Raw genomic sequence first — 23,261 nt, 5'->3', positions numbered from 1 at the left:
CCACCGTGAGGGGGATGCTCGAGGAGGCCCTCAAGTAGCGCCCGCGGCCCCGGATCCCTTCGGGCGGATGGCGGGTTGGCCGCGTTGCTGCCGCGCGGGCGCAATCGTGCTCCATGGTGGCCGAAGATTCCCGAACATGCCCTCTGAGCTGGGCATGGCAACCGCAGGGCGCCTTATGGTTGCCATGCTGGAGGCCAAAATGCAGCCCTCCGGTTGGTAGAATGGGGCCGATGGCGCCCGCATACTGGAGGTGCCGGCAAGACATAACGGCATCAACCAGAAAGGCCCCGCCATGAGCTTTCGCGACAACCTCCAGCACCTGCGCGCCTCGCGCAACATGACCCAAGAGCAGCTCGCCATGCTGCTCGGGGTGTCCCGCCAGTCGGTCACCAAGTGGGAAGCCGAGAAAAGCTATCCCGAGATGGACAAGCTTCTCAAGATGTGCCAGATCTTCGACTGCACGCTCGACGATCTGGTGCAAGGCGACCTCACTTCGCGCGCTCCCGAGCCCGAGGTGACCGTGCCCGCCGGTCCGCCGACCGACGTGTGCGGCTACGACGAGCATCAGCGCATGATGGCCTGGAAGGTCCCTACGGGTATCGCGGCGATTCTTCTGGGCATCGCGATCGGGCTGTTCTTCGAAGGCGCGGTCGAGCTGGCTTCGGTCGGGGCACGCGACGGGCTGTTCGTCATCATCGTGCTCGCCGGCGTCCTGGCAGGCCTCGCGTTCCTTATTCCCGCCGGTATGGAGCACGCCGCATTCCAGCGTGCGCACCCGTACGTGGAGGACTTCTATACCGAAGACGACCGTTTGGCTGCTCGGAAGGCGTTCTCGGGCGGTCTGATTGCGGGTATCGCCTTCATCTTTGCGGGCATCGGCTGCCTCATCATGCTCGAGAAGACGGCGGAGAACATCGCGCTGTTCTTCCTCATGTTCTTTATCGCCCTGGGCGTCTGGAACATCACGCACTACGGAATGCTGCTCGGCCGCATCGACGTGGCGGAGTACAACCGGTCCGTGGGCGAAGAGCTTGAGGTCGAGGAGATCGTCGCCGTTGAGCTCGACGATGCGCGCCGCGAGGCGTTGCTTGCCACCAAGCGCGCCGACCGCAAGATCGGTGCGATCTGCGGTGCCATCATGATCGTGGCCACCATCGTCGGCCTGGGCCTGCTGTTCGCACCGGTGCTCACGTCGGCGAATCCGGACGAATTCGAGCCGCTGGGCACCTCGGCTGCGTGGTTTTGGGTCACCTGGCCCGTCGGCGGCATGATCTGCGGCATCGTCACCCTGCTCATGCGCGCGTTCGGGAAGGACGAGTAGGGTTCGGGCAGGCGGGTGATCGGGGTCGCTCGCGCCGTCTCCCCTACGTTCCCAAAAGGTGGCGAACCGCGGCGATGGGATGGTGCAGCAGCATGCGTGGGCTTGCGAAGCGCATCACCGCGCGGATCTGCTCGCGCATGGCGGGCGGGTAGCAGTGCGTGGCGCACCGGTTGCACGAAGTCTTGGTTGCCATGTGGGGGCACAGCTCGGTACGGCGCGCGGCGAAGGCGTCGAGCTTTGCGCAGGCGGGGCAGACCGGCTCGCCGCAGTATGCGGTCTCGGTGCGCGCGGCGTCTTGGTGGTGTGCACGGCAGGAAAGGGCGATCATCTGCGAAACGACGCGCTTCTCTCGCTCGCGGCGGCGCGCGACGGCGGGGCTATCAGGTGCTTTGGGCATGCGGGCTCCTCATGCGGTCGGGTGCTATGCTTGCGCGGTCTCGTCCCACTGGGCGCGCAGCAGCGCGTCCTCCTCGGGCGAGATGGTGCGGATCTTGGTGAGAAGCGCGATGCCCATGCCGCACACCACGCAGATGAGAACGAGGCGGGCGGGCAGGGCGTCCACCAGCGCGAAGCTGATCAGGCAGGTCGCGGACGTGACGGCAAACATCGACACCTTCTTGCGTGCCGTCATCCCGCCGGACTCGCGAAACGGGACCACGTAGCTGCGGTAGAGGCGCGTGGTGCGCAGCCACGCCTCGAAGCGCGGACTGCTTTTGGCGAACAGCGCCGAGGCGAGCAGCACGAGCGGCGTGGTGGGCAGCAGAGGAATCACGACGCCGATGGCGCCGAGGCCGAGGACCAGCCAGGCGAGGCAGAACAGAATCTTGTTGATCATGGGAGTCCAATCTTTACGGTTGGGGTCAGACGGGGTGTCGGGATGTGCCCGTGTATCAGCTCACACGGCCGCGCTCGAGCGACACGACGCTATCGGCGATCGCCATGGTGCTTTCCCGATGGCTGACGACAACGACGGTGCGCTCGCCGTGCTGCTCGCGAAGGACGCGCAGGATGGCGGCCTCATTCAGGCTGTCAAGATTGGAGGTCGGCTCATCGAGCAGCAGGATCGGTGCGCGCCGTAGCAGCGCGCGGGCAAGACCGATGCGCTGCCTCTCGCCTGCGGACAGTCGGTCGCCCAGCTCGCCGGCGCGTGTGGCGTAGCCCTCGGGCAGCTGGGCGATGGTGTCGTGGATGCATGCGGCACGCGCGGCCGCCATGACCTCCTCGTCGGTCGCGTCGAGCCGTCCGATGCGGATGTTGTCGGCCAGGCTCTCGTTGAACAGATGGGTCTGCTGCTCCACAAGGGCCTCGGTTTCGCGCAGCGCATGCGTCGAGGCGTCGCGCACGTCGACGCCGCCGATTTTGACGGCGCCCGTATCGACGTCGTAAAAACGCATCATGAGGGAGAGCAGGGTCGATTTGCCCGAGCCGCTTTTTCCGGAAATGCCCACGATGGAGCCGGGTTCGACGGCAAGGGAGACGTCGGCGAGCACCGGGTCGCCAGCGTGGGCGAACGACACCCGGTCGATCTCGGCGCTTGCGTCGGAGGGCGCCGCGCCGTGTGCGATTGCCTCGACGACCGGCTGCTCGTCCAGAAGCTCCAGCACGCGTTCGCCGGCGGCGAAGGTCTGCTGGAGCCCGGTGCCCAGGCTCGCGAGCGCCAGCACCGGGCCGAATGAGCTCATAAGGCGCACGACGCCGATCATCAGTTGGTCGAGAGTAATCTGGCCCATCTGGTGCAGGTATACGCCCGCGCCGACCAGGGCGAGGTCGAAAGCCCACACGATGATGGCCATGACCGCCTGGTTGGCGCCGGCGCGATCCTTGAGGCGGGACTCGTGGTCGGCAAGCGAGCTGCTGCGGCGGAAGAACTCCTCGCCTCGCGCCCGGGCGACGCGGTACTGCATGGCTTCGCCCAGGCCGCGCAGGGTGTCGAGCAGATAGGCGTCAAGGTCGCCCAGCTCGTGGCGAAACGCGCGCCCGGCTTGCCCGGATGCTCGGTTGGCCGCCAGGGGCACCGCGATGCCCACGAAGGCGAAGGCGACGGCCGCGAGCAGGCCGAACAGGGGATGGATGGCGGCCTCGACCGCCACGACGGCGCAGCTCACGCCCAGCGCGATGGCGATTGGCGAGATGGTGTGCGCGTAGAAGACCTCGAGCAGCTCGATGTCGCCCGTGATAAGGGAGATGAGGTCGCCCCGGTTGCGGCCCGAGAGCTTCGCGGGCGCCAGACGGCGCAGTGCGGCGAACACGCGGTGGCGGATGCGTGCGAGCAGCTTGAAGGCGATGTAATGGTTCGCCATCTGCTCCAGGTAATGCAGGATGCCGCGTGCGACGGCGCAGACGACAAGGACCCCGAGCAGCTGCGCTGCGTTCGGAAGGCCGTCCAAACCCGCCGCGGACAGGGCGGCGGTCGTGCCGAGGGTGGGAACGGCGATAGCGGCGAGGTGCCCGGCAACGCCCGCTCCGACGGCAAGCGCCATGATGCCCCAAAGGGGGCCGACCAGGCCGATCAGGCGTCTCATAACGGTCAGACGGCTCATGCGACGTTCCTTTCCAGCTCATGCTGGGCGCGCCAGAACGCGGCGTAGGCGCCATGCGCGGCCACGAGCTCCGAGTGTGTGCCCTGTTCGGCCACGCTCCCGCCGTCGAGCAGATAGATCATGTCGGCGTGAACGAGGTTCGCCAGACGATGGCTGACCACCACGACGGTGCGCTCCCCTGCGATCTCGCGTATGACCTCGGCGATGGCCGCTTCGGAGTCCGCGTCGATATTGGAGCTCGCCTCGTCGAAGATGAGGGTCTCGGCGCTCGTCAGCAGCGCGCGGGCAATGCACAGCCGCTGGCGCTGTCCGCCGGAGAGGTTGCGCGCGCCCTCGGTGATCGGCATGTCGAGCCCGCCGTTTTCGCGCACGAACGCGTCGATGCGCGCCTGGGCGAGTGCGCGCTCGAGCTGCTCGTCGGTGGCATGCGGGTTGCCCATAAGGAGGTTTTCGCGCAGGGTGCCGCTAAACAGGTAGCCGGAGGTGGGGACCACGACCACGTGGCGTGCCAGGCTCTCACGCTCGATATCGCGCACGTCGACCCCGCCGATCCTCGCGGTGCCCGTATAGCCGGTGAGCCTGCCGGAAATGATGGAGGCGAGCGTTGACTTACCCGATCCCGAGGTGCCGGCGACGCCCACCAGCGAGCCGGGTTCGATGGCGAGCGCGACGTCGTGGAGGACCTCGCGCTCTGGCGTGTAGGCGAAGCTGAGCCCTTGGATCTCGATGCGGTTGCGCCGTTCGGGGAGCTCGCGCGCGCCCGGGGACGGTTCGGGCGCGTCGAGGATCGCGAAGATGCGGTCCGCTGCCGCCGAGCCGTTCATGGCGGTGTGGAAGTAGCTGCCGAGCGTGCGCATGGGGATGAAGAACTCGCTCGACAGGATGATGATGGCAAGGCAGGCGGGCAGGCCGATGCGTCCGTCGGCGAGTGCCGAGACGGCGAGCGCGATGCCGAGGGCTGCACCGCCGTATGCGACGAGGTCCATGACGATGATCGAGTTGAGCTGCATGGTGAGCACGCGCATGGTCACGCGGCGAAACGTCTCGGCCTCCGCATCCATCTGCTCGGCCTTGTGCGCGTCGGCCTCGTAGACCTTGAGGGTGGTGAGGCCCTGGAGATTTTCCAAAAAGCTGTCGCCCAACTCGGCATACTGGTCCCAGTACGAGGCGAGCAGGCGCTTGGCGATGGTCTGGACCGCCGCGATGGCGAGCGGGATGAGCGGGACGCAGGCGATGAGGCCCACGGCGACCGGAAGCGAGATGGGTGCGATAACGGCGAACAGCGTAAGCGGTGCAAGCAGCGCATACAGCAACTGCGGCAGGTAGAGGCCGAAGTAGGTTTCAATCTGCTCGACGCCCTCGCCCGCCACCTGCACGACCTCGGAGGTGGACGTCTGCTGCGCGTATGCGGGACCGAGCGCGAGCATCTTGTCGAACAGCGCGCGGCGCAACGTGTCCTTCACGCTGCGTGCGGACAGGTGGCTCATATGGGCCGCGGCGCGCGTGGCAGCGAATCGGATGGTGAGACATACGAGCGCGGCGCATGCGCCGATGGCCATATGGTGAGCGGCGAGGCTCTTCGCGATGACGAGGTGAAAGAGGTAGGCGATGCCGCCGATGAGCGCGATGTTCGCCACGAGGGCGATCCATTGGAATGCAACCTGCGCGAGCATATAGCGCATCGCACGGTTGCCGAGCCGAACGAGGCGGCCGTTGACCATGGCAGTCCCTTCCGGTGTTCGTGAGTCAAGTTAGCTAAGAATAACATAGCCTCAGTTATCTTTTGTGAGTTCATTTGTGACTCTGGCGGTCCGCGCGCCAGGGTTTGGGGCTGGACTCCAGGGGAAACGAGTGGTCGGCGTGGACGGGGTGTCCGGATGCGATCTGCCGGCTGAGTCCGGGCCGGCAGGTGACCGGGGTCGCCTGCGTGAGCGTGCCGCCGCCATCGCGGCAGGGGGTCGTCCCGTTTCGCCTTGCGCGGGGTGCCGGCGAAGCGCCCAAAACGGCCGCTGCTCCAAAGTTATGCACCGCCTACCTATTTCATCGCATAGATATGGACAACTACGGGTTTACTAGGTACCAGTAAGGCAAATCGCGCCGCATGAGGCGCCCGACAGCTAGGAGGCCATGATGGGACTGAAAGCTGACGAGACGATATCCCTGAGCTTCGAGGAGCTCCTCGGCTACCTGCGTTCGAAGACTCGCGTGTTTATGGACGTTGACGACGGACAGTACTACATCACGCACACCGACGGCTATTGGCGCGTGCAGGACTGCTCGCAGCTGAACGACAAGGGCCGCTTCACCGATTGTTCTGAGCTGGTCACAACGCTTTCCGAGCTCGCCGAGCTTCCGTGGCACGATGGCAAGAGCCTGCACGACCTGTGCGATTCCGCGGCGTTCCACGAGTCGATTCAAGAGGGCTGGGAACAGTAGAGCCCCTCGAAGCCTTTCCCCGAACACCCGCCTGCGCCTGCGCGCAAGCGGGTGTTTTTTATGGCTGTCCGGCGGCTGGTCCAGATGGGTCTGCAAGAAATGTCCAGAGCTTCTCCTGTTGACGTTTATCCGAAATCGGACTAGTATGGCTTGCCGATTTGAGGACGGAGGGATGACGTGGAACAGGATCGTCCATGCGCGGAGGAGCCGAACGACCCGCGCGAACTCGATTGCATGTACAAGGAGGCGGACCGCGTCTACTATCTGTTCGCCCGGGACTGCGGCCTGTCGACATGCGCGTACTGGATGCTGTACGACGTGGAGCGCGCGGGCGGCACGGTCGAGATGCGCGTGCTGTCCGACTCCTGGGCCTACAGCAAGCAGACCATCAACTCCGCGATTAAGGCCATGGAGGCGAAGGGCCTGATCGAGCTGGGCTTCGTCGAGGGAAGCCGGCGCAACAAGACCGTCTCGCTGACCGAGGCGGGCGAGGCGTTCGCGGACCGGTATATCCGGCCCGCCCAGCAGGCGGAGCGCCGTGCGTTCTGCTCGCTCACGCCGCAGGAGCGCCGGGCGCTGCTCGATCATGCGCGCGCCTACACGAACGCATTGGTAGCAGAGATGAACCGTATCAGGGCCACGGCCGCTGAGCGCAACGGGAAGGGAGAGGATGCATGAGGCTGCTGCTCAGGTTCTTACGACCGCACAAGAAGCTCGTGGCGATCACGCTGCTGGTCGTGCTGCTCGACAACACGGGCACGCTGCTCGTTCCCACCATGCTGGCGAATATGGTGAACACGGGCATCGCGACTGGCGATTTCAACCACATCGTGCAGGGCGGTGCGCTCATGCTCGGCGCGTCGATGCTGGCGAGCGGCGGCGCGATCACCGGCACGTATCTTGCGGCGCGCCTGGCGTCAAACGTCGCCCGCGATATCAGGGACGCCATCTACGAGCGCTCGCTGGCGTTTTCGAACAGCGACTTCGAGCACTTCGGCACCGGTTCCATGATCACACGCTCGCTGAACGACATGAATGTGGTCCAGCAGTCGATCATCGCCACGATCCAGATGGTGCTCCCGCTGCCGTTTTTGTGCATCGTCGGCATCTTCATGGCATGCCTGATCGATTGGCAGATGGGCATGCTGCTCGCCGCCGTGACGGCCGTCGTCATGGTCATCGCCGTGGTGACCATCGTGAACGCGGCGCCGATCTTCATGCGCCTGCAGAAGCTGATCGACCGGATGAACGTGGTGCTGCGCGAGAGCATCATCGGCGTGCGCGTCATCCGCGCCTTCACCAAGGAGCGCCACGAGGAGCGCCGCCTGGACGAGGTGTTCTCCGACTACGCGAGCTCAGCCATCAAGGTGAACATGATGTTCGCGGGCGTGGACGCGGCGAGCTTCTTTCTGATGAACATCGCCGAGGTCGCCGTGCTGTGGCTGGGCGGTAACCGCGTGGGCGCGCATGCGATGGAGATCGCGAGCATCTCGGCGGTGCTCGAGTACGCCATGCTCATCCTGTTCTACATCATGGCGGCGCAGATGGTGGCCCTTACGCTGCCGCGCGCCAAGGCGTGCCTGGATCGCGCCTCGGAGGTCATCGACCTCGTGCCGGAGATCCGAGACGGCACGGACGCCGCGGGCGCCGTCAAGGGCGCTGCCGCGGACGCGCGCGGAAACGAGGCGGTGGCGGCGTTCGACCACGCGACGTTCAAGTTCTCGGATGCCGACGAGGACACGCTGCACGACCTCACTTTCACGTGCCGCCGCGGGCAGACCACGGCGATCATCGGTTCGACCGGCTCGGGAAAGTCGACGGTGGCTAAGCTGCTGCTGCGCTTCCATGACGTGACGGACGGCTCGGTGAGCTTCTGCGGTGCCGACGTGCGCGCCATGACGCAGGAATCCCTGCGCGACCGCATCGCGTACGTACCGCAAAAGGCGTGGCTGTTCTCGGGAACCGTGGCGAGCAGCCTGCGGTTCGGCAACGAGGGCGCCACCGAGGACGAGATGCGCCATGCGCTCGAGGTCGCCCAGGCGGGCTTCGTGGACGAGCTGCCCGACGGGCTCCAAGCGCGCGTGGCGCAGGGCGGCACGAACTTCTCGGGAGGCCAGCGCCAGCGCCTTTCGATCGCGCGTGCGCTCATGAAGCACGCCGACCTGTACATTTTCGACGACAGCTTCTCGGCGCTCGACTTCAAGACCGACGCGGCGCTGCGCCGGGCGCTCGTCGACGAGACGCGTGACGCGGCGGTGCTCATCATCGCGCAGCGCATCTCGACCATCTTGCACGCCGACCAGATCGTCGTGCTCAAAGACGGCGTCGTCGTGGGTCTTGGGGCCCATGAGGAGCTCATGCGCGATTGCGCGGTGTACCGGGCGATCGCGGATTCTCAGATGAAGGGAGGTGCGGGCGATGACCAGCGCTAAGCATAGGGATGACGAACGCGAGCGTACGGAGCGCGACGTCGAGCTCGAGGAACGCGCCCTCGACGGCGCCGACGACGAGCCGCAGGCGCCGCGCGACACCTGGGGCACCATCCGCCGCCTGTGGAGCGAGTCGCGCGGGCAGCAGTGGCGCTTTGCGATCGTGATCGTGTGCGTCGTGCTCTACACGGTGTTCAGCGTCGCCGCGCCCGCGTTTTCGGCCGATGTCATCGACACGCTGTGGACCGAGATCCAGGCGTCGTTCGCCCAGGGTCGCGACTTCGTGGTGACCTGGGACCGCGGTGGCCGGCAGATTGCCGTCTACCTGGGCGTATGGACCATCGCGTTCGTGGTCTACTCGATCCAGACGTTCACCATGGCCGGCTTTGCCGAGCGCCTGAACCTGATGCTGCGCAACCGTATCGCGCGCAAGCTGAACCGTCTGCCGCTCTCGTTCTACGACAGCCGCAAGCCCGGCGAGGTCGTGAGCCGCGCCACCAACGACCTGGACAAGATGTCCGAGGTCCTGCAAACCGGTCTGTTGCGCCTGCTGATGGCGATCGGCAGCGTGATCGGCGCCGTGACCATGATGTTCGTCTACAGCCCGATGCTCGCCTGCGTGTTCCTGGTGTTCTCGGCGCTGTCCATCGTGCTGACCCGCCTCGCGGCGCGTCGCACGCTGCTTCTTGCCGCCGAGCGCCAGAAGTGGGTGGGGCATCTCACCGCGGCGGTCGAGGAGGCCTACAGCGGCCGCGTCATCATCCGCGCGTTCAACCGCGAGGGCGCGAGCTCTGCCGACATGCGCGCGCTGACGCAGAAGCTCGCCGACGCGAGCCGACGGGCCGACTTCCTCACCAATGCGGCGGCGCCCGCCATTCGCTTCGTGGGACGCGTGTCGCAGGTGGTCATCGCGGTGCTCGGCTGCGGCATGCTCGTGGCAGGAAGGCTCACGCTCGGCACGTTCCAGGCGTTTTTCCAGTACATCATGCAGGCATCCGAGCCGCTCACGCAGATGTCCATGACCGTCAACACGCTGCAGAGCGCGCTGGCGAGCGTGGAGCGCGTGTTCGACATCCTGGATGAGCAGGAGGTCGAGCCCGACCCGACGCCGGAGCTCGCGGCCCACGTCGAGCAGCCCGTGTGCGGCCGCGTGGCCTTCGAGCACGTGCGCTTCGGCTACGATCCCGAGCGCCCGCTCATGCGCGACGTGTCGTTCTCGGTCGAGCCGGGCCAGAAGATCGCCATCGTGGGCGCGACGGGCGCGGGCAAGACGACCCTCATCAACCTGCTCATGCGGTTCTACGAGGTCGATGGCGGGCGCATCACGCTCGACGGCGTCGACACGCACGCCATGACGCGCGAGGAGCTGCGCCAGAACTTCGGCATGGTGCTGCAGGACGCGTGGCTGTTCGACGGGACCATCGAGGAGAACATCGCCTACGGCAAGCCCGGCGCCACCCATGAGGAGGTCGTGGCGGCGGCGCGCATGGCGCACGTGGACTTCTTTGTGCGCACGATGCCGCGCGGCTACGAGACGCGCGTCGCCAACGACGCCGAGAACATCAGCCAGGGGCAGCGGCAGCTGCTCACCATCGCCCGCGCGATCCTGGCGGATCCGAAGATCCTCATCCTGGACGAGGCGACATCGAGCGTGGACACGCGCACCGAGCACGCGATCGTGCATGCCATGGAGGCGCTCATGCACGGGCGCACGAGCTTTGTGATCGCGCACCGCCTGTCCACCATCGTGGACGCGGACCTCATCTTGGTCATGGAGCACGGAACCATCATCGAGCAGGGGACGCACGCCGAGCTGCTGGCGGCGGACGGCGCCTACGCGGCGCTGTACAACTCCCAGTTCATGTAGGGCGGAAGAACCGAAGCAAAAGAGCACCACCCTTTTGGGTGGTGCTCTTTTTGGATGGGATCATGTGGGGGCGCGGGCCTGCCTACCCGCGCGGGAGCCCGCGCAGCCACGACACGTAGGCCGCGGCACTCCTCTCAAGCTCCTCGTCGGTCAGGCCGTTCTCGGTGCCGAACAGGGTGAACGGCTCGGGCTCGCACGTGGCGCCCACATAGTTCGCGGTGGCGCGGAAGGGGACGATGACCTCTGAGGGCGTGAAGCCGACGGTGCCCTCGGCGCAGTAGTTGGCCTCGATGTCGCCTGCGGACATGGCGACGGCGAAATGCTTGCCGGCCAAGGCGCGTCCCGGCTCGCCCGGTGCCGCGGTCTCGCCGCCATATGCCCAGCCGAAGCCGTAGACCTCATCGGTCCAGGTGCGCAGAAGGGCCGGCGCGCTGTACCAGTACACGGGGAACTGGAACACGACGGTGCCATGTTCCTCCAGGGCGGCCCGCTCGGTGGCGACGGCAACCTCGTCCAGGGTGCCGCCCGGGTAGAGCGCGTACAGGTCGCGCACCTCGAATTCGTCCGCGTGCCGTGCGAGCTCTTCGACCCAGCGCTTGTGCACGCGGCTTGCCCCCGCGAGATCGGGGTGCGCGACGATGACGAGTATGGGTGCGGCCATGGCGGCTCCTTCGGGCTAGTCGTTGTCCTTGAGCACGAACTTGCCCTCATCGGGCGGGCGCAGGTTGGTGATGCCGGAGTAGTCGACGTTGGCCGACGACGGCTTCATCTCGCCGGGGGCGAACCAGTCGAGCGCGCAGTCGATCCATGCGTTCCAAAACGGCCACTCGTGGCTGCCGATCTCGGGCTCCCAGTACGTGACGTCGAAGTCGGCGTCCTGCAGAAGCTCCACGACCTCGCGGTTGTTCTCGCACAGGTTGTCGTGCTCGCCGCATGCGCCGTAGAACTTGGGCTTGGGCAGGTCGGGGTCGTTCTTGAAGCGGTCGATCATGGCGACGTAGTCCTTCTCGCTGCCGATGACCGTGTCGAGGTCGCCGAACCAGCGCTCGTAGTACCTGCGCTTGCGCGGCGAGTGGGATTCGACCGCCTCGATGATGCGGTCGCGCATGAAGGCGCCGGACAGTGCGATGATGCTGCCGAAGCGATCGGGTCGCTGCAGGCCGTTGATCAGGGCGGTGTAGGCACCGATGGAGATGCCAGCGAGCGCGGTGTCCTCGCGTTTGCGCGACAGCGGGAACAGGCGGCGGGTCACATCGACGAGCTCCTCGCTGATGAACTTGCCGTGCCATTCGTTGATCTCGGGTTTGTTCAGGTACAGGCCGTCTTCGCCCGACGGCATGATGACGACTACGTCGCGGGCCTCGGCGGTCTCGACGACATGCGTCTTGTCGATCCAGTCGTAATCGCGACCGAACAGGCCGTGCAGCAGATAGACCGTGCGGTACGGGCCCTGGCGGCGTTTGGCGAGCTTGGGGCCGTCCATCTTGTCGACGGGTATGACGGCGGTCAGGATGACGTTGCGCTGAAGGTAGTTGGAATAAAAATCGACTTTGAGCAATGCCATTGCAGATCTCTCCTTCACGTGCAGCTCGTGGAGCCGAACTTATTCTGTTATACCCGACGCGCCTTTTGCAGGGCGCGTCGATTCGGTAAAACTAGTCCCTCGGCAGCCAATCGAGCGCCTGGGGAAGTGCCTGGTTCCAGAAGTCCCAGTCGTGGCCGCCGGCGAACTCGCGCTGCTCGACCTCGATGCCCGTGCCGCGCAGGCGGGCCGCCAGCACGCGGTTGGGCTGCGCGAGCGGATCGGAGGATCCCCAGGCCATGAAGACGCGCGGGCGCGGGCGATCGCAGTAGACCACGTCGGCGGCGAGGCGCGCGGGATCCTTGTCGGAGTCGATGACGCGGTTGAGGTCGCCGAACGTCGACTCGAGGAAGGGGCGGGACAGGAAGAACGGCTCGTCGCGGATGAGCGCGTCGAAGTTGTCGATGATCATGGCGCTGGACAGGGCGATGATGGCGCCGAAGTTCTCGGCGTACTTGAAGCCGTTGCGCAGCGCGCCGTACGCGCCCATGGAGATGCCGCCGATGAACATGTCCTCGCGGCGCTCGGATAGCGGGAACATGCGGCGGACGACGTGCGGCAGCTCGAGGCCCACGAAGCGCCCGAAGTAGTTGTGCGTCTCGGGGTTGTCGACGTAGAACGCGTTGTAGCCCGAGGGCATGACGACGGCGAGCTGGTGGTCGGCCGCCCACTTGGTGATACGGGTCTCCGAGATGATGTCGGTATGGTTTCCATTGATGCCGTGCAGCAGGATGAGCGTGCGGAACGGCGCCTTGTGCGGCGGGTAGGGAGCGGCGTCCCAGTTGTGCGGGTCGCGGCGCAGGCTGGCGTCGACCGCCCACGCGTCGTTTGGGTTATCAAACGGCAAGATCACGTTCAGCGTGGTCGTGCGCATGAGCGAAGAGGAATAGTAATCGACACTGATGCTCGCCATGGGGCCTCCTTTGCGCGTCGGGCGGGCCGACGGAGATTGCATGATACCTCTGCGAAGTATACGCCAACGCGCCGGTCGCCCGTGGCGAGCGGCCCCTCGGCACGGGCGCTGATGGGTTGTAATGAACCCGTCCCCAATCAACCCATCCCCGAGCGCTCAAAAAACGTGTATATCGAGTTTGGTGCGATTTTTCGGTGCCCTCTGCCCACATGCGCTACACCCCTCGGCATTTGCCCAGTTGTTTCCTGCGAAAATGCTGAGGGGTGTAGCGATGGTGGGGAATTGGGCCTCAAAAATCGCACCAAACTCAGCCTACCGTCTCTGTGGGTTTTGCCCGAAACGGATTTTTATGCAGTATCGGCACGGGAATATGCACGTTGCTCCCGTCCTGTCGATTTCAGCGCGCGGAGACCGGGGATGCCAGCTGCCAGTTCTGTCCCAGCGGGACCTTGTGCCAGCTGCCGTCGGCGCGCGGGACGTCGAACGTGCGGTAGCCGCACTCGTGCGCAAACGCCTGGGCCTCGAGTATGCCCCAGCACACATGGCTCTGGCGGTGCGCATCGGATCCGAAGGTGATGGGCACCTCGGCGCGGCAGAACTTCTCGAGCAGCCGGCGGGTGGGGTAGTAGTCGAGCACGCGCTTGCGCTTACCGCCTGTGGAGACCTCGATGCGCCGGCCGGTGTCGTGGGCGCACTCGACCATGCGGTCCCACAGCGGGGTCAGGTCCATCGTGGGCGCGTAGCCCTCGTTGGCAAAGCGCATGGCAAGGTCGGGATGGGCCATGACGTCGAACTCGAGCGGGCTTTCGCACGCGTGGCACCAGTCGTCCACGTAGCGGCGCCACACCTCGTCGGGTCCGAGCTCATCCCACAGGTGGAGATCGTCTTTGTTGTCGATCCAGCCGCAGCCGGTGCCGGGGGTTCCCGCCGGCTCGACGCTGCCCTCGGGCACCATGCCGGTCGATCCCGCGCCGATGTCGCCGGGGTCTCCGATCCAGTGCACGCTGCCCAGGCGGATCACCGCCCCTTCGCTCCAGCGCCGCACGTTGTCCTCACAGCCGCGGTACCAATCGCATTCGAAGCCGTAGACCAGCTCCATGTTCGGGGCGATCTGCGCGGCGAGCTCGCGCGTCTCCTCAAAGGCGCGGCGGCGTGCGGGCAGGTCGGCCTCGCTCACCATGGCGTCGCCCTCCGGGTCCATGGATGCGGGAAGGGTGAGGTGGTCGGTGAAGGCGAGCACGCGGCAGTCGTTCGCCGCGGCGGCGGTCATCACCTCCGTGAACGTCGACTCCCCGTCGGAGAAGTGGGTGTGCGTGTGGCAATCGACGATCGGGATACGCGACATGGCGCCTTCGGCTCCTTTCCGCAGCGGACGCGCCCGGACGGACAGGGGGCGGGCAGCATCCGCATTGTATGGCTTTCGATGGGGGCGTGGGGCTCTAGTCACAGACGGGTAACCGAAACCTGACAGATTTCTTACAACCCGTGGGCGATGTGCCCGTACCCTATGCCACATCGCTCTGTTCGTCAACAGTGCACGCCTGTGACCTGCTGGTTTTCCGTTTACGGGCGATTTTCGTCCGTTCGCGGAGGGTGGATTTGACCTTTGTGCTGCACAAGCATCGAAGCTTTGGTTAGCGCGGAAGGGGCTCCGCGCTGCAGAAGCGATCGGCCGCGCGCAGACACAGCGGCGTCTCGGGGTCCGCGCCCCGCGACACCGGTGCACGCAGCGGATCGAGACCGACGAGCGCACACGCGCTCACGAGTACTGAAAAGAGTGATTGTCGTGTCCAAGCATTACAAGCCTAAGAACTCTCTCATGTCTCCGCGCTTCTCCGGCGTCAAGACCTTCATGCGCATGGAGCTCGTCGAGGACGAGTCCGTGCTCGACGATGTCGACTTCGCCGTCCTCGGTATCCCCTTCGACACCTGCGCGACCTTCCGCGTCGGCTGCCGCCAGGGACCGGCTTCCATCCGTGAGATGTCCGCTCTTGCCGCCAAGCCGTACAGCGGCCCGCTGGGCGTCGACATCTTCGAGGAGTGCTCCGGTGTCGATTACGGCGATCTGGGCTCCGTCCCCGGTTACGTCGAGGACTCCTTCGACGTCATCAAGAAGGGCATGCTGCCCATCTTCCAGAAGGGCGTCATCCCCGTCGCCATGGGTGGCGACCACTCCGTGACCCTGCCCGAGCTGCGCGCTTGCGCTGAGGTCAACGGCCCTGTCGCCCTCATCCACTTCGATGCTCACTATGACACCATCGACAAGTACTTCGGCAAGGACTACACCCACGGCACCCCGTTCTATCACGCCGCCAAGGAGGGCCTGGTCGACACCTCCAAGTCCATCCAGGTCGGCATCCGCGAGGGCCTGTACGGCCCCGAGGACCTCACCCGTTCCTCCGATCTGGGCTATGCCGCCATCAAGGCCGACGAGCACCACAAGATCGGTAACGAGGCCGTCATCGAGCGCATCATCGAGCGCGTGGGCGACGCCAAGGCCTTCCTGACCTTCGACATCGACTACCTCGATCCCGCTTGCGCCCCCGGCACCGGCACCCCGGTCCCCGGCGGCTTCACCACCGCGGACGCCCTCGAGATCATCCGTGGCCTCAAGGACCTGAACATCATCGGCTACGACATCGTCGAGGTCGCCCCGATGTTCGATCCCTCCGGCATCACTTCCATCGCCGCGGCCGGCATCATGCAGGAGTTCCTCTCCCACATCGCCTACCGCAAGAAGAAGGCCCGCGCCTAAATCACGAGCAGCATACGATCCCTCGTATCCAATCTGCCCTCTCCTTTCTAAAGAGAACCTCCCAGCGCAACCGGGAGGTTCTTTTCTTATATATACAGGGGGTCGCTCGCGCTTGCCGCCGGGGGCGGGTGCATCTACGAGGAAGATGCGTCTTCGTCGGGCTTCTTGGCGAGCTTGATGGGCACCTGGATCTCCAGCAGGGTCTCCTCCGGATCGTCGGTCACGGTCTTGTCGATCTTGTAGATCTGGAAGATGTTGCCTGCGATGTCGAGGTTGTACAGGTCGAGGTAGCGCTTGAGCAGCTCAAACGACTCGTTGTACTCCTCCAGCCCGGTCCCGCGGTAGAACATGCACAGGTACTCGTTGGCGGGCACCGTGACCATGTGGTCTTTCTCGATGCTGTCGGGCTGCACGAACAGCATGGGCACGCAGGGGATGTAGCTTTCGCTGGGATACAGGATGCGCTGGTCGCAGTACACGCCGATGCAGTCGCTCGCCAGCACGGGTGCGACGTCGGTGAGGTACTGCTCGAGCTTGGTGAAGGCGAAGGCGTGCTCGCGCGGGCCGCCCGCGGGCTCGCCGAACGTGATGAGGTAGCGCTTGGGGATGTGGCACTTGAAGGGCACCCCGATGGCCGGCAGGTGGCGCACGTCGTCGAGGAAGTGCAGCTTGCGCGCGAGCACCTGCGACAGCAGCATCTTCTCCTCGATCTCGCGGATGAGCAGGCGCTGGCGCTCCTTGAGGATGCGCAGCGATTTCTCGAGGTTGCGGCCGTCGAAGTACTCCTTGATCTCGTCGACGGAAAGGCCCAGGGAGCGGAGCTCCTTGATGGTGCCCAGGCGCTCGTACTGGCGGATGGAGTAGTAGCGGTAGCGGGTCTGCGGGTCGACGTAATCGGGTTTGATCAGGCCGACGCGGTCGTAGTGGCGCAGCGTCTCGCTCGTCACTTTGCGCAGGCGGGCGAGCTCGGTGATGGAGAGCAGGTCGTTTTTCATGGGTGACCTCTTTCGCGGCAGCAGGGTGCGTCGCTTACGCGACACGAGGAATGAACCGCGCCCGAAGGCGTGGCGCCAGGTGCCGTCCGTGCCTGCGGCTCTGAAATGGTCCTCAGTATACCCAAAAACGAGCAAAAAAAGTTGACAAATGTCGTTGACCTTGGTGCAGCACAAAGGGACAGAATAAGGTCACGCACACGGGCCTTAGCGGTCCGGTGCAGGCGATTCACTCGTCTTTACGTGTTCAAGGCCCCTCTTGAACAGGTATGAGATCCGGCGACGCGGAAAACGCCGGGTCCTTTGAAACCACCGTGTCAACATGGCGCGGGCCTGGCCGATCACGGGCCTGCGCCGCCATTCCAAGAGGGGGACCTGATGTCCGAAATCACCGCTCGCAACAAGTCCGTGTTCGGCGACGTCATCGCCAACGACGAAATCAACGACTTCCTGCGTCTTGTGAACATCACCCGCGACATCTTCAAGCAGGGGCTGGCCGTGCTCGAGATCATGCCCGGCGGCCTGACCAACAAGAATTTCCGCGCCGTGCTCGAGGACGGTACCCAGATCGCCATCCGTCTCGCCGGCAAGGGTACCGCCAACTACATCAACCGCCCGGGCGAGAAGCAGAACGCCGGCCAGATGGCCTTCCAGGGCATCGCTCCCGAGATCTTCTACTATGACGAGAAGACCGGCTCCCAGATCGTCGAGTACATCGATGCTCCCACCATGCACCCCGCCGACTTCCAGACCCGCACCGAGGTCATGGAGAAGGCCGGCCGCGTCATGAACCGCTATCACAACTCCGGTTCCACCTTCGCCTCCACCTTCGACCCGATCGCCAAGGTCAAGGAGTACGTCTCCATCCTCGAGGAGCACAACTACGACAAGCGCTATGAGGGCTGGGACCGCATGTCCGACGCCCTGCGCCGCATCGGCGAGGCCTACGCCAAGCATCCCGCGCCGCAGGCTCCCTGCCACTGCGACACCCTCGCCGAGAACTTCATGCTCCAGGAGGACGGCACCATGCGCGTCATCGACTGGGAGTACTCCGGCATGACCGACCCCTACTATGACTGCGCCTGCGTCTGCGTCGAGAACCCGCTGAACGAGGAGTGCGAGAAGATCTACTTCGGCGCCTACTGCGGCGGCGAGCCCACCGAGGAGCAGAAGGCCCGTCTGCTGATCAACAAGTTCCTGGTCACCACCCACTGGTCCACCTGGTCGCTCGTCCAGATCTGCTACGGCAAGGACGCCGACTTCTACTGGGAGTACGGTCGCGTCCGCGCCGTCCAGGCCTGCAGCTTCCTCGACGACCCCAAGTTCGAGGACTACCTCAAGCTCATCTCCGAGTAACCGCTCGCAGGGAAGAGAAAGAGGTTACCTCGCATGGAAATCATCGGAACCATCGTCACGTGGATCATGATGATCTGCTGCGTGATCGGCGGCATCTCCTACGCCATCGACGACCAGTCCGAGCTCGGCCAGGCCTTCCTCGGCGGTCTCAACATCATGGCCAGCATGTTCATCCCTATCTGCGGCCTCATGGCGGCGGTGCCCTTCGTCTCTCAGTTCGTCTTGAACGTGATCGGGCCCGTGTTCGGCCTCATCGGCGCCGACCCGGTCGTGGCCTCCGCCTTCGTGTTCCCGCCTGACTGCGGCTCCTTCGCCCTCGCGACGGAGATCGGCCAGACTCCGGATCTGTATCCGCTGGTCATCGCCACCGGCTTCATGTGCGCCTCCACCGTGGCGTTCAACATCCCCATTGGCCTGCAGTCCCTTGAGAAGCGCGATCACAAGTTCCTCGCGCTCGGCACCCTGTCTGGCTTCCTGTCCGTTCCGTTCGGCATCCTGATCTCCTGCCTGATCGTGTGCTTCACGCATCCGTCCATCGCCACGGTGTTCGCCTCCGGCGCCGCGACGGACTACGTGGTCAACCTCACGCTCGGCATGATCGCCGTGAACATGATCCCGCTGGTCATCATCTGCGTGCTCATGGCCATCGGCCTGAAGCTCGCCCCCGAGGGCATGATGAAGGGCTTCGCCATCTTCGGCAAGGTACTCACCGGCGCCCTGACCGCCGTGGTGGTCTGCGTGATCGTGGAGCACTACACCGGCATCTTCTCGAGCACCATCGGCTGGGGCTTCGACCCGATCCTCGCCGACGAGGAGAACACGAGCCGCGCCGTCGAGATTCTGGGCACCATCGCGATGATGCTCACCGGCGCCCTGCCCATGGTCACCCTCATCCAGAAGTACCTGGGCAAGCCGCTCGCCAAGCTCGGCCGTCTGGCCGGTCTGGACGCCAACGGCTCTGTGGGCCTCGTGGCCTGCCTGCCCAACGGCCTCGCCCTGTTCCCCTTCATCGCCAAGATGCGCGATGAGGACAAGGTCGTGGTGTTCGCGTTCCTCGCCTGCGCCGGCTACTGCCTGGGCGACTTTTTGGCCTTCAACGTGAACTTCCAGCCCAACCTGCTGATCCCGATCTTGGTTGGACAGGTCTGCGGCGGCATCATCGGCATCATCTTCGCCCGGCTGCTCGCGGTCCCCGAGGTCAAGCGCATGCGCGAGCGCGGCGAGCTCGACGAGCCTGCGGTCGCCGAGGCCTAAACCATCTGCGGAAATGGGCGACAGGCGCCGCGCCGGCCGCCCTTCCCGCATCACCCATCTGTTACCGGAATCGATAAGAGGAAGGAGGCTGCCATGGACGCGAGCACGATCACGAGCGTGGGCATCGACATCGGTACGTCCACCACGAGCATGGTCGTGAGCCGTCTCGCCGTGGCCAACACGGCGTCGGGCTTCACGGCTCCGCACGTCGCCATCACGGGCGCCGAGATCGTCTACCGCTCCGAGATCTACCCCACGCCGCAGGCGTCGGGCAACCGGATCGACGTGGCGGCCGTCGCCTCGCTGATCGAGCGGGAATACGAGCGCGCCGGCATCACGCCGGCCGACGTGCAGACCGGTGCGGTCATCATCACGGGCGAGTCCTCCCGCAAGGAGAACGCCGAGCTCGTGACCGAGAGCATGTCCGAGCTCGCCGGCGAGTTCGTGGTGGCCTCCGCCGGTCCCGACCTGGAGTCCATCATCGCCGCCAAGGGCGCCGGCGCCCAGGACTACTCGCGTGAGTTCGCCTGCACCGTCGCCAACGTCGATGTGGGGGGCGGCACCTCCAACATCGCGGTGTTCCACTGCGGAGACCTGGTCTCCAAGGCGTGCTGGGACATCGGCGGGCGCCTGGTGCGCGTGGACGCCGACGGTCGCATGACCTACGTGAGCCCGCGCATCGCCGCGGTCGCGCGGAGCCTGGGCATCGAGCTCGTCGTCGGCGAGCGCGCCGACGCGGGCACCATCCGCCGCGTGACCGACCGCATGGCCGGCCTGCTGGCCGAAGCGCTCGGCCTCGGCCCGCGCACGCCCCTGTGCGACGAGATCCGCACGCCCGAGGGAAGCGACCTCGCCGCGGGCGAGCCCATCGACTGCGTGTCGTTTTCCGGCGGCGTGTCCGAGGCGATCTACCGGCCGCACACGGACTGGTTCCGCTACGGCGACATCGGTCCCATCCTGGCGGCGAGCCTGCGCGAGGGGCTGATTCCGCGCGCGGCGAAGCTCATCGAGCCGCGCGAGACGATCCGCGCGACCGTGGTGGGCGCCGGCTCCTACACCACGACGGTGAGCGGCTCGACCATCGAGTTCACCGACGAGGGCCTGTTCCCCATGAAGAATCTCCCGGCGTTTTTCGCCACGGAGGATGCCGAGCGCGCCGCGCTCGAGGGGGATGGCGATAAGCTCGCGCGCCAGGCGGCCTGGTATCTCGGCGAGTCCGCGGCGAGCAACCTCGTGTTCTGCATCAACCGCGTGAAGCGTCCCGGATACGCGACTGTCTGCCGCCTGGCCGACGCCCTCGTGCGCGCAAGCTCCGCGATCCCCGAGGGCGAGCCGCTGCTCGTGCTCGTGGAGGACGACTTCGCCAAGGTGCTCGGACAGGCGCTCCGCAGGCGCCTGCCGGACCGCCGCCTGATCTGCATCGACAGCATCCAGGCGATTCCCGGCGACTATCTGGACCTGGGGCGCCCGCTTATGGGCGGCCTGGCGATCCCGGTCGTCGTCAAGACGTTGATTTTCGGATAAGGAAGGAGAAAGTCAGTGATCCTCAAGACTACCCTGGCGGGGCGCACCTACGCGTTCAAGGACGTGAAGGACGTCATGGCCAAGGCAAACGAGCAGAAGAGCGGCGACGTGCTTGCCGGCTTGGCGGCCGAGACCGACTCCGAGCGCATCGCGGCCAAAGAAGTGCTCGCCAACATGCTCATGAGCGATCTGCGCGAGCACCCCGCCGTCGACTACGACATCGACGACGTGACGCGCATGGATCAGGACGGTGTGGACACCGCCCAGTACAATCGCATCAAGAACATGACGGTGGGCGAGTTCCGCGAGTGGCTGCTCAGCTACGACACCACCGAGGCGGACATCAAGGGCGCCACGCGTGGCATGACCGCCGAGATGGTGGCCGGCGTCGCCAAGATCATGAGCAACCTCGATCTGGTGTACGCCGCCCACAAGATCCACGTCGAGAGCGAGTGCAACACGGTCGCCGGCCGTCGCGGCACGTTCTCGACCCGTCTGCAGCCCAACCACCCCACCGACGACGTGGAGGGCATCACGGCCTCGCTGTACGAGGGCCTGTCCTACGGCTGCGGCGACATGCTGATCGGCCTGAACCCGGTCAACGACACCTCCGCCTCCTGCAAGGCGATCCTCGAGCGCTTCGATGACGTCAAGCGCCGCTGGCAGATCCCGACGCAGATCTGCGTGCTCGCCCACATCACCGCCCAGATGGAGGCCGTGCGCCAGGGTGCGCCGACCGACCTCATCTTCCAGTCCATCGCCGGCTCCCAGAAGGGCAACGAGTCCTTCGGCTTCACCACCGAGACCATCCGCGAGGCCCAGGCGCTGCTGCGCGAGAAGGGCACGGCCAAGGGCCCGAACGTGATGTACTTCGAGACCGGCCAGGGCTCCGAGCTCTCGTCGGACTCCCACTTTGGCGCCGACCAGGTGACCATGGAGGCCCGCTGCTACGCCTACGCCAAGCAGTTCCAGCCGTTCATGGTCAACACCGTCGTCGGCTTCATCGGACCGGAGTACCTCTACGACTCCAAGCAGGTCATGCGCGCGGGCCTGGAGGACCACTTCATGGCCAAGCTGTCCGGCATCCCCATGGGCTGCGACTGCTGCTACACCAACCACATGATGGCCGACCAGAACGACCTCGAGACGCTGACCCTGTCGCTGGCCGCCGCCGGCTGCAACTACGTCATCGGCGTTCCCGCGACCGACGACGTCATGCTCAACTACCAGTCCAACGCCTACCACGACGCCGCCGCGGTCCGCGAGGTGCTCGGCCTGCATCCCATCGCCGAGTTCGAGCGCTGGTGCGAGCGGGTCGGGATCATGGAGAACGGCCGCCTGACCGACCGCGCCGGCGACCCGTCGATCTTCACGGAGAGGAGTGGTCTGTAATGGTGGACGAGAAGCTGGTCGCCTCGATTACGCGCGCCGTCCTGGAGCAGATCGGCTCCGCCGGCGTCACGGGCGCCTGCTGCGCCCCGGTCGCTCACCGCGGCGACGCCGGCTCGCTCGTGCAGAACGGCGAGCTCATCGACCTGCGCACGCAGGAGAACAAGACCGCCATCACGCTCGAGCACGCCCAGAACATGGACATGGTCGAGCAGATGCGCAAGACGACGCCCGCCCGCATCGGCGTGGGCAGCGCCGGCCCGCGCCTGCGCACCCGCACCTACCTCACGCTGCGCGCCGATCATGCCGGCGCCCGTGACGCGGTCTTCCGCGACGTCGACGAGGACCTGCTCGCCCGCATGGGCCTGTTCACGGTCCAGACGCTGTGCTCCGACCGCAACGAACACCTGACCCGTCCCGACCTGGGCCGTCAGCTGTCCGAGGAGACCAAGCGCGAGCTGCGCTCCAAGTGCCAGATGTCCCCGCAGGTCCAGGTGTACGTGGCCGACGGCCTGTCCAGCCAGGCCATCGACGCCAACATCGAGGACTTTCTGCCCGCCCTCATGGACGGCCTGCAGGATCTGGGCATCCAGACCGGAACCCCGTTCTTCATGCGCTACGGTCGCGTGCCGGCTATGGACGTGGTGTCCGAGACGCTCGACGCCGAGGTCACCATGGTGCTCGTGGGCGAGCGCCCCGGCCTGGTCACGGCCAACTCCATGAGCGCCTACATCGCCTACCGCGCCAAGGTGGGCATGCCCGAGGGCCGTCGCACCGTGGTGTCCAACATCCACTCCGGCGGCATCCCGGCTCCCGAGGCCGGCGCCCACGTGGCCCAGCTCATCAAGACCATTCTCGAGGCCCGCACGAGCGGCGTCGATCTGCAGCGGTAGGGGAGGCATC

Annotated in this window: 20 protein-coding genes; 11 read left to right on the top strand and 9 right to left on the bottom strand. The window is 65.7% G+C overall.

Features of this window, described 5'->3' with window-relative positions; all coding sequences use genetic code 11:
• Window positions 1-292 precede the first annotated feature (292 nt).
• Complete coding sequence (locus tag QVN30_RS04615; protein WP_087200023.1) at window positions 293-1,321, top strand: helix-turn-helix transcriptional regulator; 1,029 nt, start codon at window positions 293-295, stop codon at window positions 1,319-1,321.
• A 43-nt stretch (window positions 1,322-1,364) separates the two neighbouring features.
• On the opposite strand, the gene QVN30_RS04610 is transcribed toward QVN30_RS04615, so the two are convergent.
• From QVN30_RS04610 to QVN30_RS04595, 4 genes are read right to left on the bottom strand one after another with little or no spacing between them, the layout of a single operon-like run.
• The gene (locus QVN30_RS04610; RefSeq protein ID WP_289835617.1) at window positions 1,365-1,718 is read right to left on the bottom strand and encodes a nitrous oxide-stimulated promoter family protein; all 354 of its coding nucleotides are present in this window, start codon (window positions 1,716-1,718) and stop codon (window positions 1,365-1,367) included.
• 24 nt (window positions 1,719-1,742) lie between these two features.
• Window positions 1,743-2,156, bottom strand: coding sequence for a YbaN family protein (locus QVN30_RS04605; protein ID WP_289835616.1), 414 nt, complete (start codon window positions 2,154-2,156; stop codon window positions 1,743-1,745).
• 55 nt (window positions 2,157-2,211) lie between these two features.
• Window positions 2,212-3,861 carry an amino acid ABC transporter ATP-binding/permease protein gene (locus QVN30_RS04600; RefSeq protein WP_289835615.1) on the bottom strand — a complete coding sequence of 550 codons (1,650 nt, stop codon included), beginning with the start codon at window positions 3,859-3,861 and terminating at the stop codon, window positions 2,212-2,214.
• Entirely contained in the window at window positions 3,858-5,582 is a 1,725-nt protein-coding gene (locus tag QVN30_RS04595; RefSeq protein ID WP_289835614.1) for an ABC transporter ATP-binding protein/permease, read from the bottom strand. Before QVN30_RS04595 ends, QVN30_RS04600 begins: the two co-directional genes overlap by 4 nt.
• A 409-nt stretch (window positions 5,583-5,991) precedes the next feature.
• Between QVN30_RS04595 and QVN30_RS04590 the strand changes: the two genes are divergently transcribed.
• The 4 genes from QVN30_RS04590 (at window position 5,992) to QVN30_RS04575 (ending at window position 10,593) form a co-directional block, all read left to right on the top strand.
• The gene (locus tag QVN30_RS04590; protein WP_066829096.1) at window positions 5,992-6,297 is read left to right on the top strand and encodes a CDP-alcohol phosphatidyltransferase; all 306 of its coding nucleotides are present in this window, start codon (window positions 5,992-5,994) and stop codon (window positions 6,295-6,297) included.
• Window positions 6,298-6,474: 177 nt separating this feature from the next.
• Window positions 6,475-6,975 (top strand): MarR family winged helix-turn-helix transcriptional regulator, encoded by a 501-nt coding sequence (locus QVN30_RS04585; RefSeq protein ID WP_143753760.1) that lies wholly within the window; start codon window positions 6,475-6,477, stop codon window positions 6,973-6,975.
• Window positions 6,972-8,729, top strand: a complete 1,758-nt coding sequence (locus tag QVN30_RS04580; RefSeq protein WP_289835613.1) for an ABC transporter ATP-binding protein — start codon at window positions 6,972-6,974, stop codon at window positions 8,727-8,729. The genes QVN30_RS04585 and QVN30_RS04580 overlap by 4 nt, the downstream gene beginning before the upstream one ends.
• Window positions 8,716-10,593 carry an ABC transporter ATP-binding protein gene (locus tag QVN30_RS04575; RefSeq protein ID WP_289835612.1) on the top strand — a complete coding sequence of 626 codons (1,878 nt, stop codon included), beginning with the start codon at window positions 8,716-8,718 and terminating at the stop codon, window positions 10,591-10,593. Before QVN30_RS04580 ends, QVN30_RS04575 begins: the two co-directional genes overlap by 14 nt.
• 82 nt (window positions 10,594-10,675) lie before the next feature.
• Here QVN30_RS04575 and QVN30_RS04570 read toward each other — a convergent pair whose 3' ends face one another.
• From QVN30_RS04570 to QVN30_RS04555, 4 genes are all read right to left on the bottom strand, one after another.
• On the bottom strand, window positions 10,676-11,254 hold the full coding sequence (locus QVN30_RS04570; protein WP_289835611.1) for an NAD(P)H-dependent oxidoreductase: 579 nt from the start codon (window positions 11,252-11,254) through the stop codon (window positions 10,676-10,678).
• A 15-nt stretch (window positions 11,255-11,269) separates the two neighbouring features.
• Window positions 11,270-12,157 carry an alpha/beta hydrolase gene (locus QVN30_RS04565; protein WP_066829085.1) on the bottom strand — a complete coding sequence of 296 codons (888 nt, stop codon included), beginning with the start codon at window positions 12,155-12,157 and terminating at the stop codon, window positions 11,270-11,272.
• A gap of 91 nt (window positions 12,158-12,248) precedes the next feature.
• The gene (locus tag QVN30_RS04560) at window positions 12,249-13,088 is read right to left on the bottom strand and encodes an alpha/beta hydrolase (RefSeq protein WP_066829083.1); all 840 of its coding nucleotides are present in this window, start codon (window positions 13,086-13,088) and stop codon (window positions 12,249-12,251) included.
• 397 nt (window positions 13,089-13,485) lie between these two features.
• Window positions 13,486-14,433 (bottom strand): PHP domain-containing protein, encoded by a 948-nt coding sequence (locus QVN30_RS04555; protein ID WP_066829081.1) that lies wholly within the window; start codon window positions 14,431-14,433, stop codon window positions 13,486-13,488.
• Window positions 14,434-14,874: 441 nt separating this feature from the next.
• Here QVN30_RS04555 and speB point away from each other — a divergent pair, with 441 nt between their 5' ends.
• The gene (gene speB / locus QVN30_RS04550; RefSeq protein WP_289835610.1) at window positions 14,875-15,843 is read left to right on the top strand and encodes an agmatinase; all 969 of its coding nucleotides are present in this window, start codon (window positions 14,875-14,877) and stop codon (window positions 15,841-15,843) included.
• 134 nt (window positions 15,844-15,977) lie between these two features.
• Here the strand turns inward: speB and QVN30_RS04545 are convergent, their stop codons facing one another.
• A complete protein-coding gene (locus QVN30_RS04545; protein ID WP_204571603.1) occupies window positions 15,978-16,838 on the bottom strand; it encodes a MerR family transcriptional regulator in 861 nt (286 codons plus the stop codon).
• Between the two features lie 375 nt (window positions 16,839-17,213).
• On the opposite strand from QVN30_RS04545, the gene QVN30_RS04540 reads away from it, so the two are divergent.
• The 5 genes from QVN30_RS04540 to eutC all read left to right on the top strand — a co-directional run bounded on the left by QVN30_RS04540 (window position 17,214) and on the right by eutC (window position 23,251).
• Window positions 17,214-18,191, top strand: a complete 978-nt coding sequence (locus tag QVN30_RS04540) for a phosphotransferase (protein ID WP_204563231.1) — start codon at window positions 17,214-17,216, stop codon at window positions 18,189-18,191.
• Window positions 18,192-18,224: 33 nt separating this feature from the next.
• Complete coding sequence (locus tag QVN30_RS04535; protein ID WP_204563230.1) at window positions 18,225-19,445, top strand: ethanolamine utilization protein EutH; 1,221 nt, start codon at window positions 18,225-18,227, stop codon at window positions 19,443-19,445.
• Window positions 19,446-19,538: 93 nt separating this feature from the next.
• Window positions 19,539-20,969 (top strand): ethanolamine ammonia-lyase reactivating factor EutA, encoded by a 1,431-nt coding sequence (locus tag QVN30_RS04530; protein WP_289835609.1) that lies wholly within the window; start codon window positions 19,539-19,541, stop codon window positions 20,967-20,969.
• A gap of 15 nt (window positions 20,970-20,984) precedes the next feature.
• Window positions 20,985-22,361 carry an ethanolamine ammonia-lyase subunit EutB gene (locus tag QVN30_RS04525; protein ID WP_289835608.1) on the top strand — a complete coding sequence of 459 codons (1,377 nt, stop codon included), beginning with the start codon at window positions 20,985-20,987 and terminating at the stop codon, window positions 22,359-22,361.
• Entirely contained in the window at window positions 22,361-23,251 is an 891-nt protein-coding gene (eutC, locus tag QVN30_RS04520) for an ethanolamine ammonia-lyase subunit EutC (protein ID WP_289835607.1), read from the top strand. Before QVN30_RS04525 ends, eutC begins: the two co-directional genes overlap by 1 nt.
• Window positions 23,252-23,261: the final 10 nt, after the last annotated feature.

It is taken from the genome of Collinsella ihumii, from assembly GCF_030385545.1.
Classification (GTDB): Bacteria; Actinomycetota; Coriobacteriia; order Coriobacteriales; family Coriobacteriaceae; genus Collinsella; species Collinsella ihumii.
Note: the sequence above shows the minus strand (reverse complement) of the source record. Positions and strands in the feature narration are given on the sequence as shown.

Coding starts and splice junctions, on each gene's coding strand:
- QVN30_RS04540 (WP_204563231.1), top strand. CDS start 17,214: ATGTCCGAAATCACCGCTCGCAACAAGTCCGTGTTCGGCGACGTCATC.
- QVN30_RS04600 (WP_289835615.1), bottom strand. CDS start 3,861: ATGAGCCGTCTGACCGTTATGAGACGCCTGATCGGCCTGGTCGGCCCC.
- QVN30_RS04555 (WP_066829081.1), bottom strand. CDS start 14,433: ATGTCGCGTATCCCGATCGTCGATTGCCACACGCACACCCACTTCTCC.
- QVN30_RS04580 (WP_289835613.1), top strand. CDS start 6,972: ATGAGGCTGCTGCTCAGGTTCTTACGACCGCACAAGAAGCTCGTGGCG.
- QVN30_RS04545 (WP_204571603.1), bottom strand. CDS start 16,838: ATGAAAAACGACCTGCTCTCCATCACCGAGCTCGCCCGCCTGCGCAAA.
- QVN30_RS04595 (WP_289835614.1), bottom strand. CDS start 5,582: ATGGTCAACGGCCGCCTCGTTCGGCTCGGCAACCGTGCGATGCGCTAT.
- QVN30_RS04590 (WP_066829096.1), top strand. CDS start 5,992: ATGGGACTGAAAGCTGACGAGACGATATCCCTGAGCTTCGAGGAGCTC.
- QVN30_RS04560 (WP_066829083.1), bottom strand. CDS start 13,088: ATGGCGAGCATCAGTGTCGATTACTATTCCTCTTCGCTCATGCGCACG.
- QVN30_RS04605 (WP_289835616.1), bottom strand. CDS start 2,156: ATGATCAACAAGATTCTGTTCTGCCTCGCCTGGCTGGTCCTCGGCCTC.
- QVN30_RS04530 (WP_289835609.1), top strand. CDS start 19,539: ATGGACGCGAGCACGATCACGAGCGTGGGCATCGACATCGGTACGTCC.
- QVN30_RS04535 (WP_204563230.1), top strand. CDS start 18,225: ATGGAAATCATCGGAACCATCGTCACGTGGATCATGATGATCTGCTGC.
- QVN30_RS04575 (WP_289835612.1), top strand. CDS start 8,716: ATGACCAGCGCTAAGCATAGGGATGACGAACGCGAGCGTACGGAGCGC.
- eutC (WP_289835607.1), top strand. CDS start 22,361: ATGGTGGACGAGAAGCTGGTCGCCTCGATTACGCGCGCCGTCCTGGAG.
- QVN30_RS04565 (WP_066829085.1), bottom strand. CDS start 12,157: ATGGCATTGCTCAAAGTCGATTTTTATTCCAACTACCTTCAGCGCAAC.
- QVN30_RS04615 (WP_087200023.1), top strand. CDS start 293: ATGAGCTTTCGCGACAACCTCCAGCACCTGCGCGCCTCGCGCAACATG.
- QVN30_RS04610 (WP_289835617.1), bottom strand. CDS start 1,718: ATGCCCAAAGCACCTGATAGCCCCGCCGTCGCGCGCCGCCGCGAGCGA.
- QVN30_RS04570 (WP_289835611.1), bottom strand. CDS start 11,254: ATGGCCGCACCCATACTCGTCATCGTCGCGCACCCCGATCTCGCGGGG.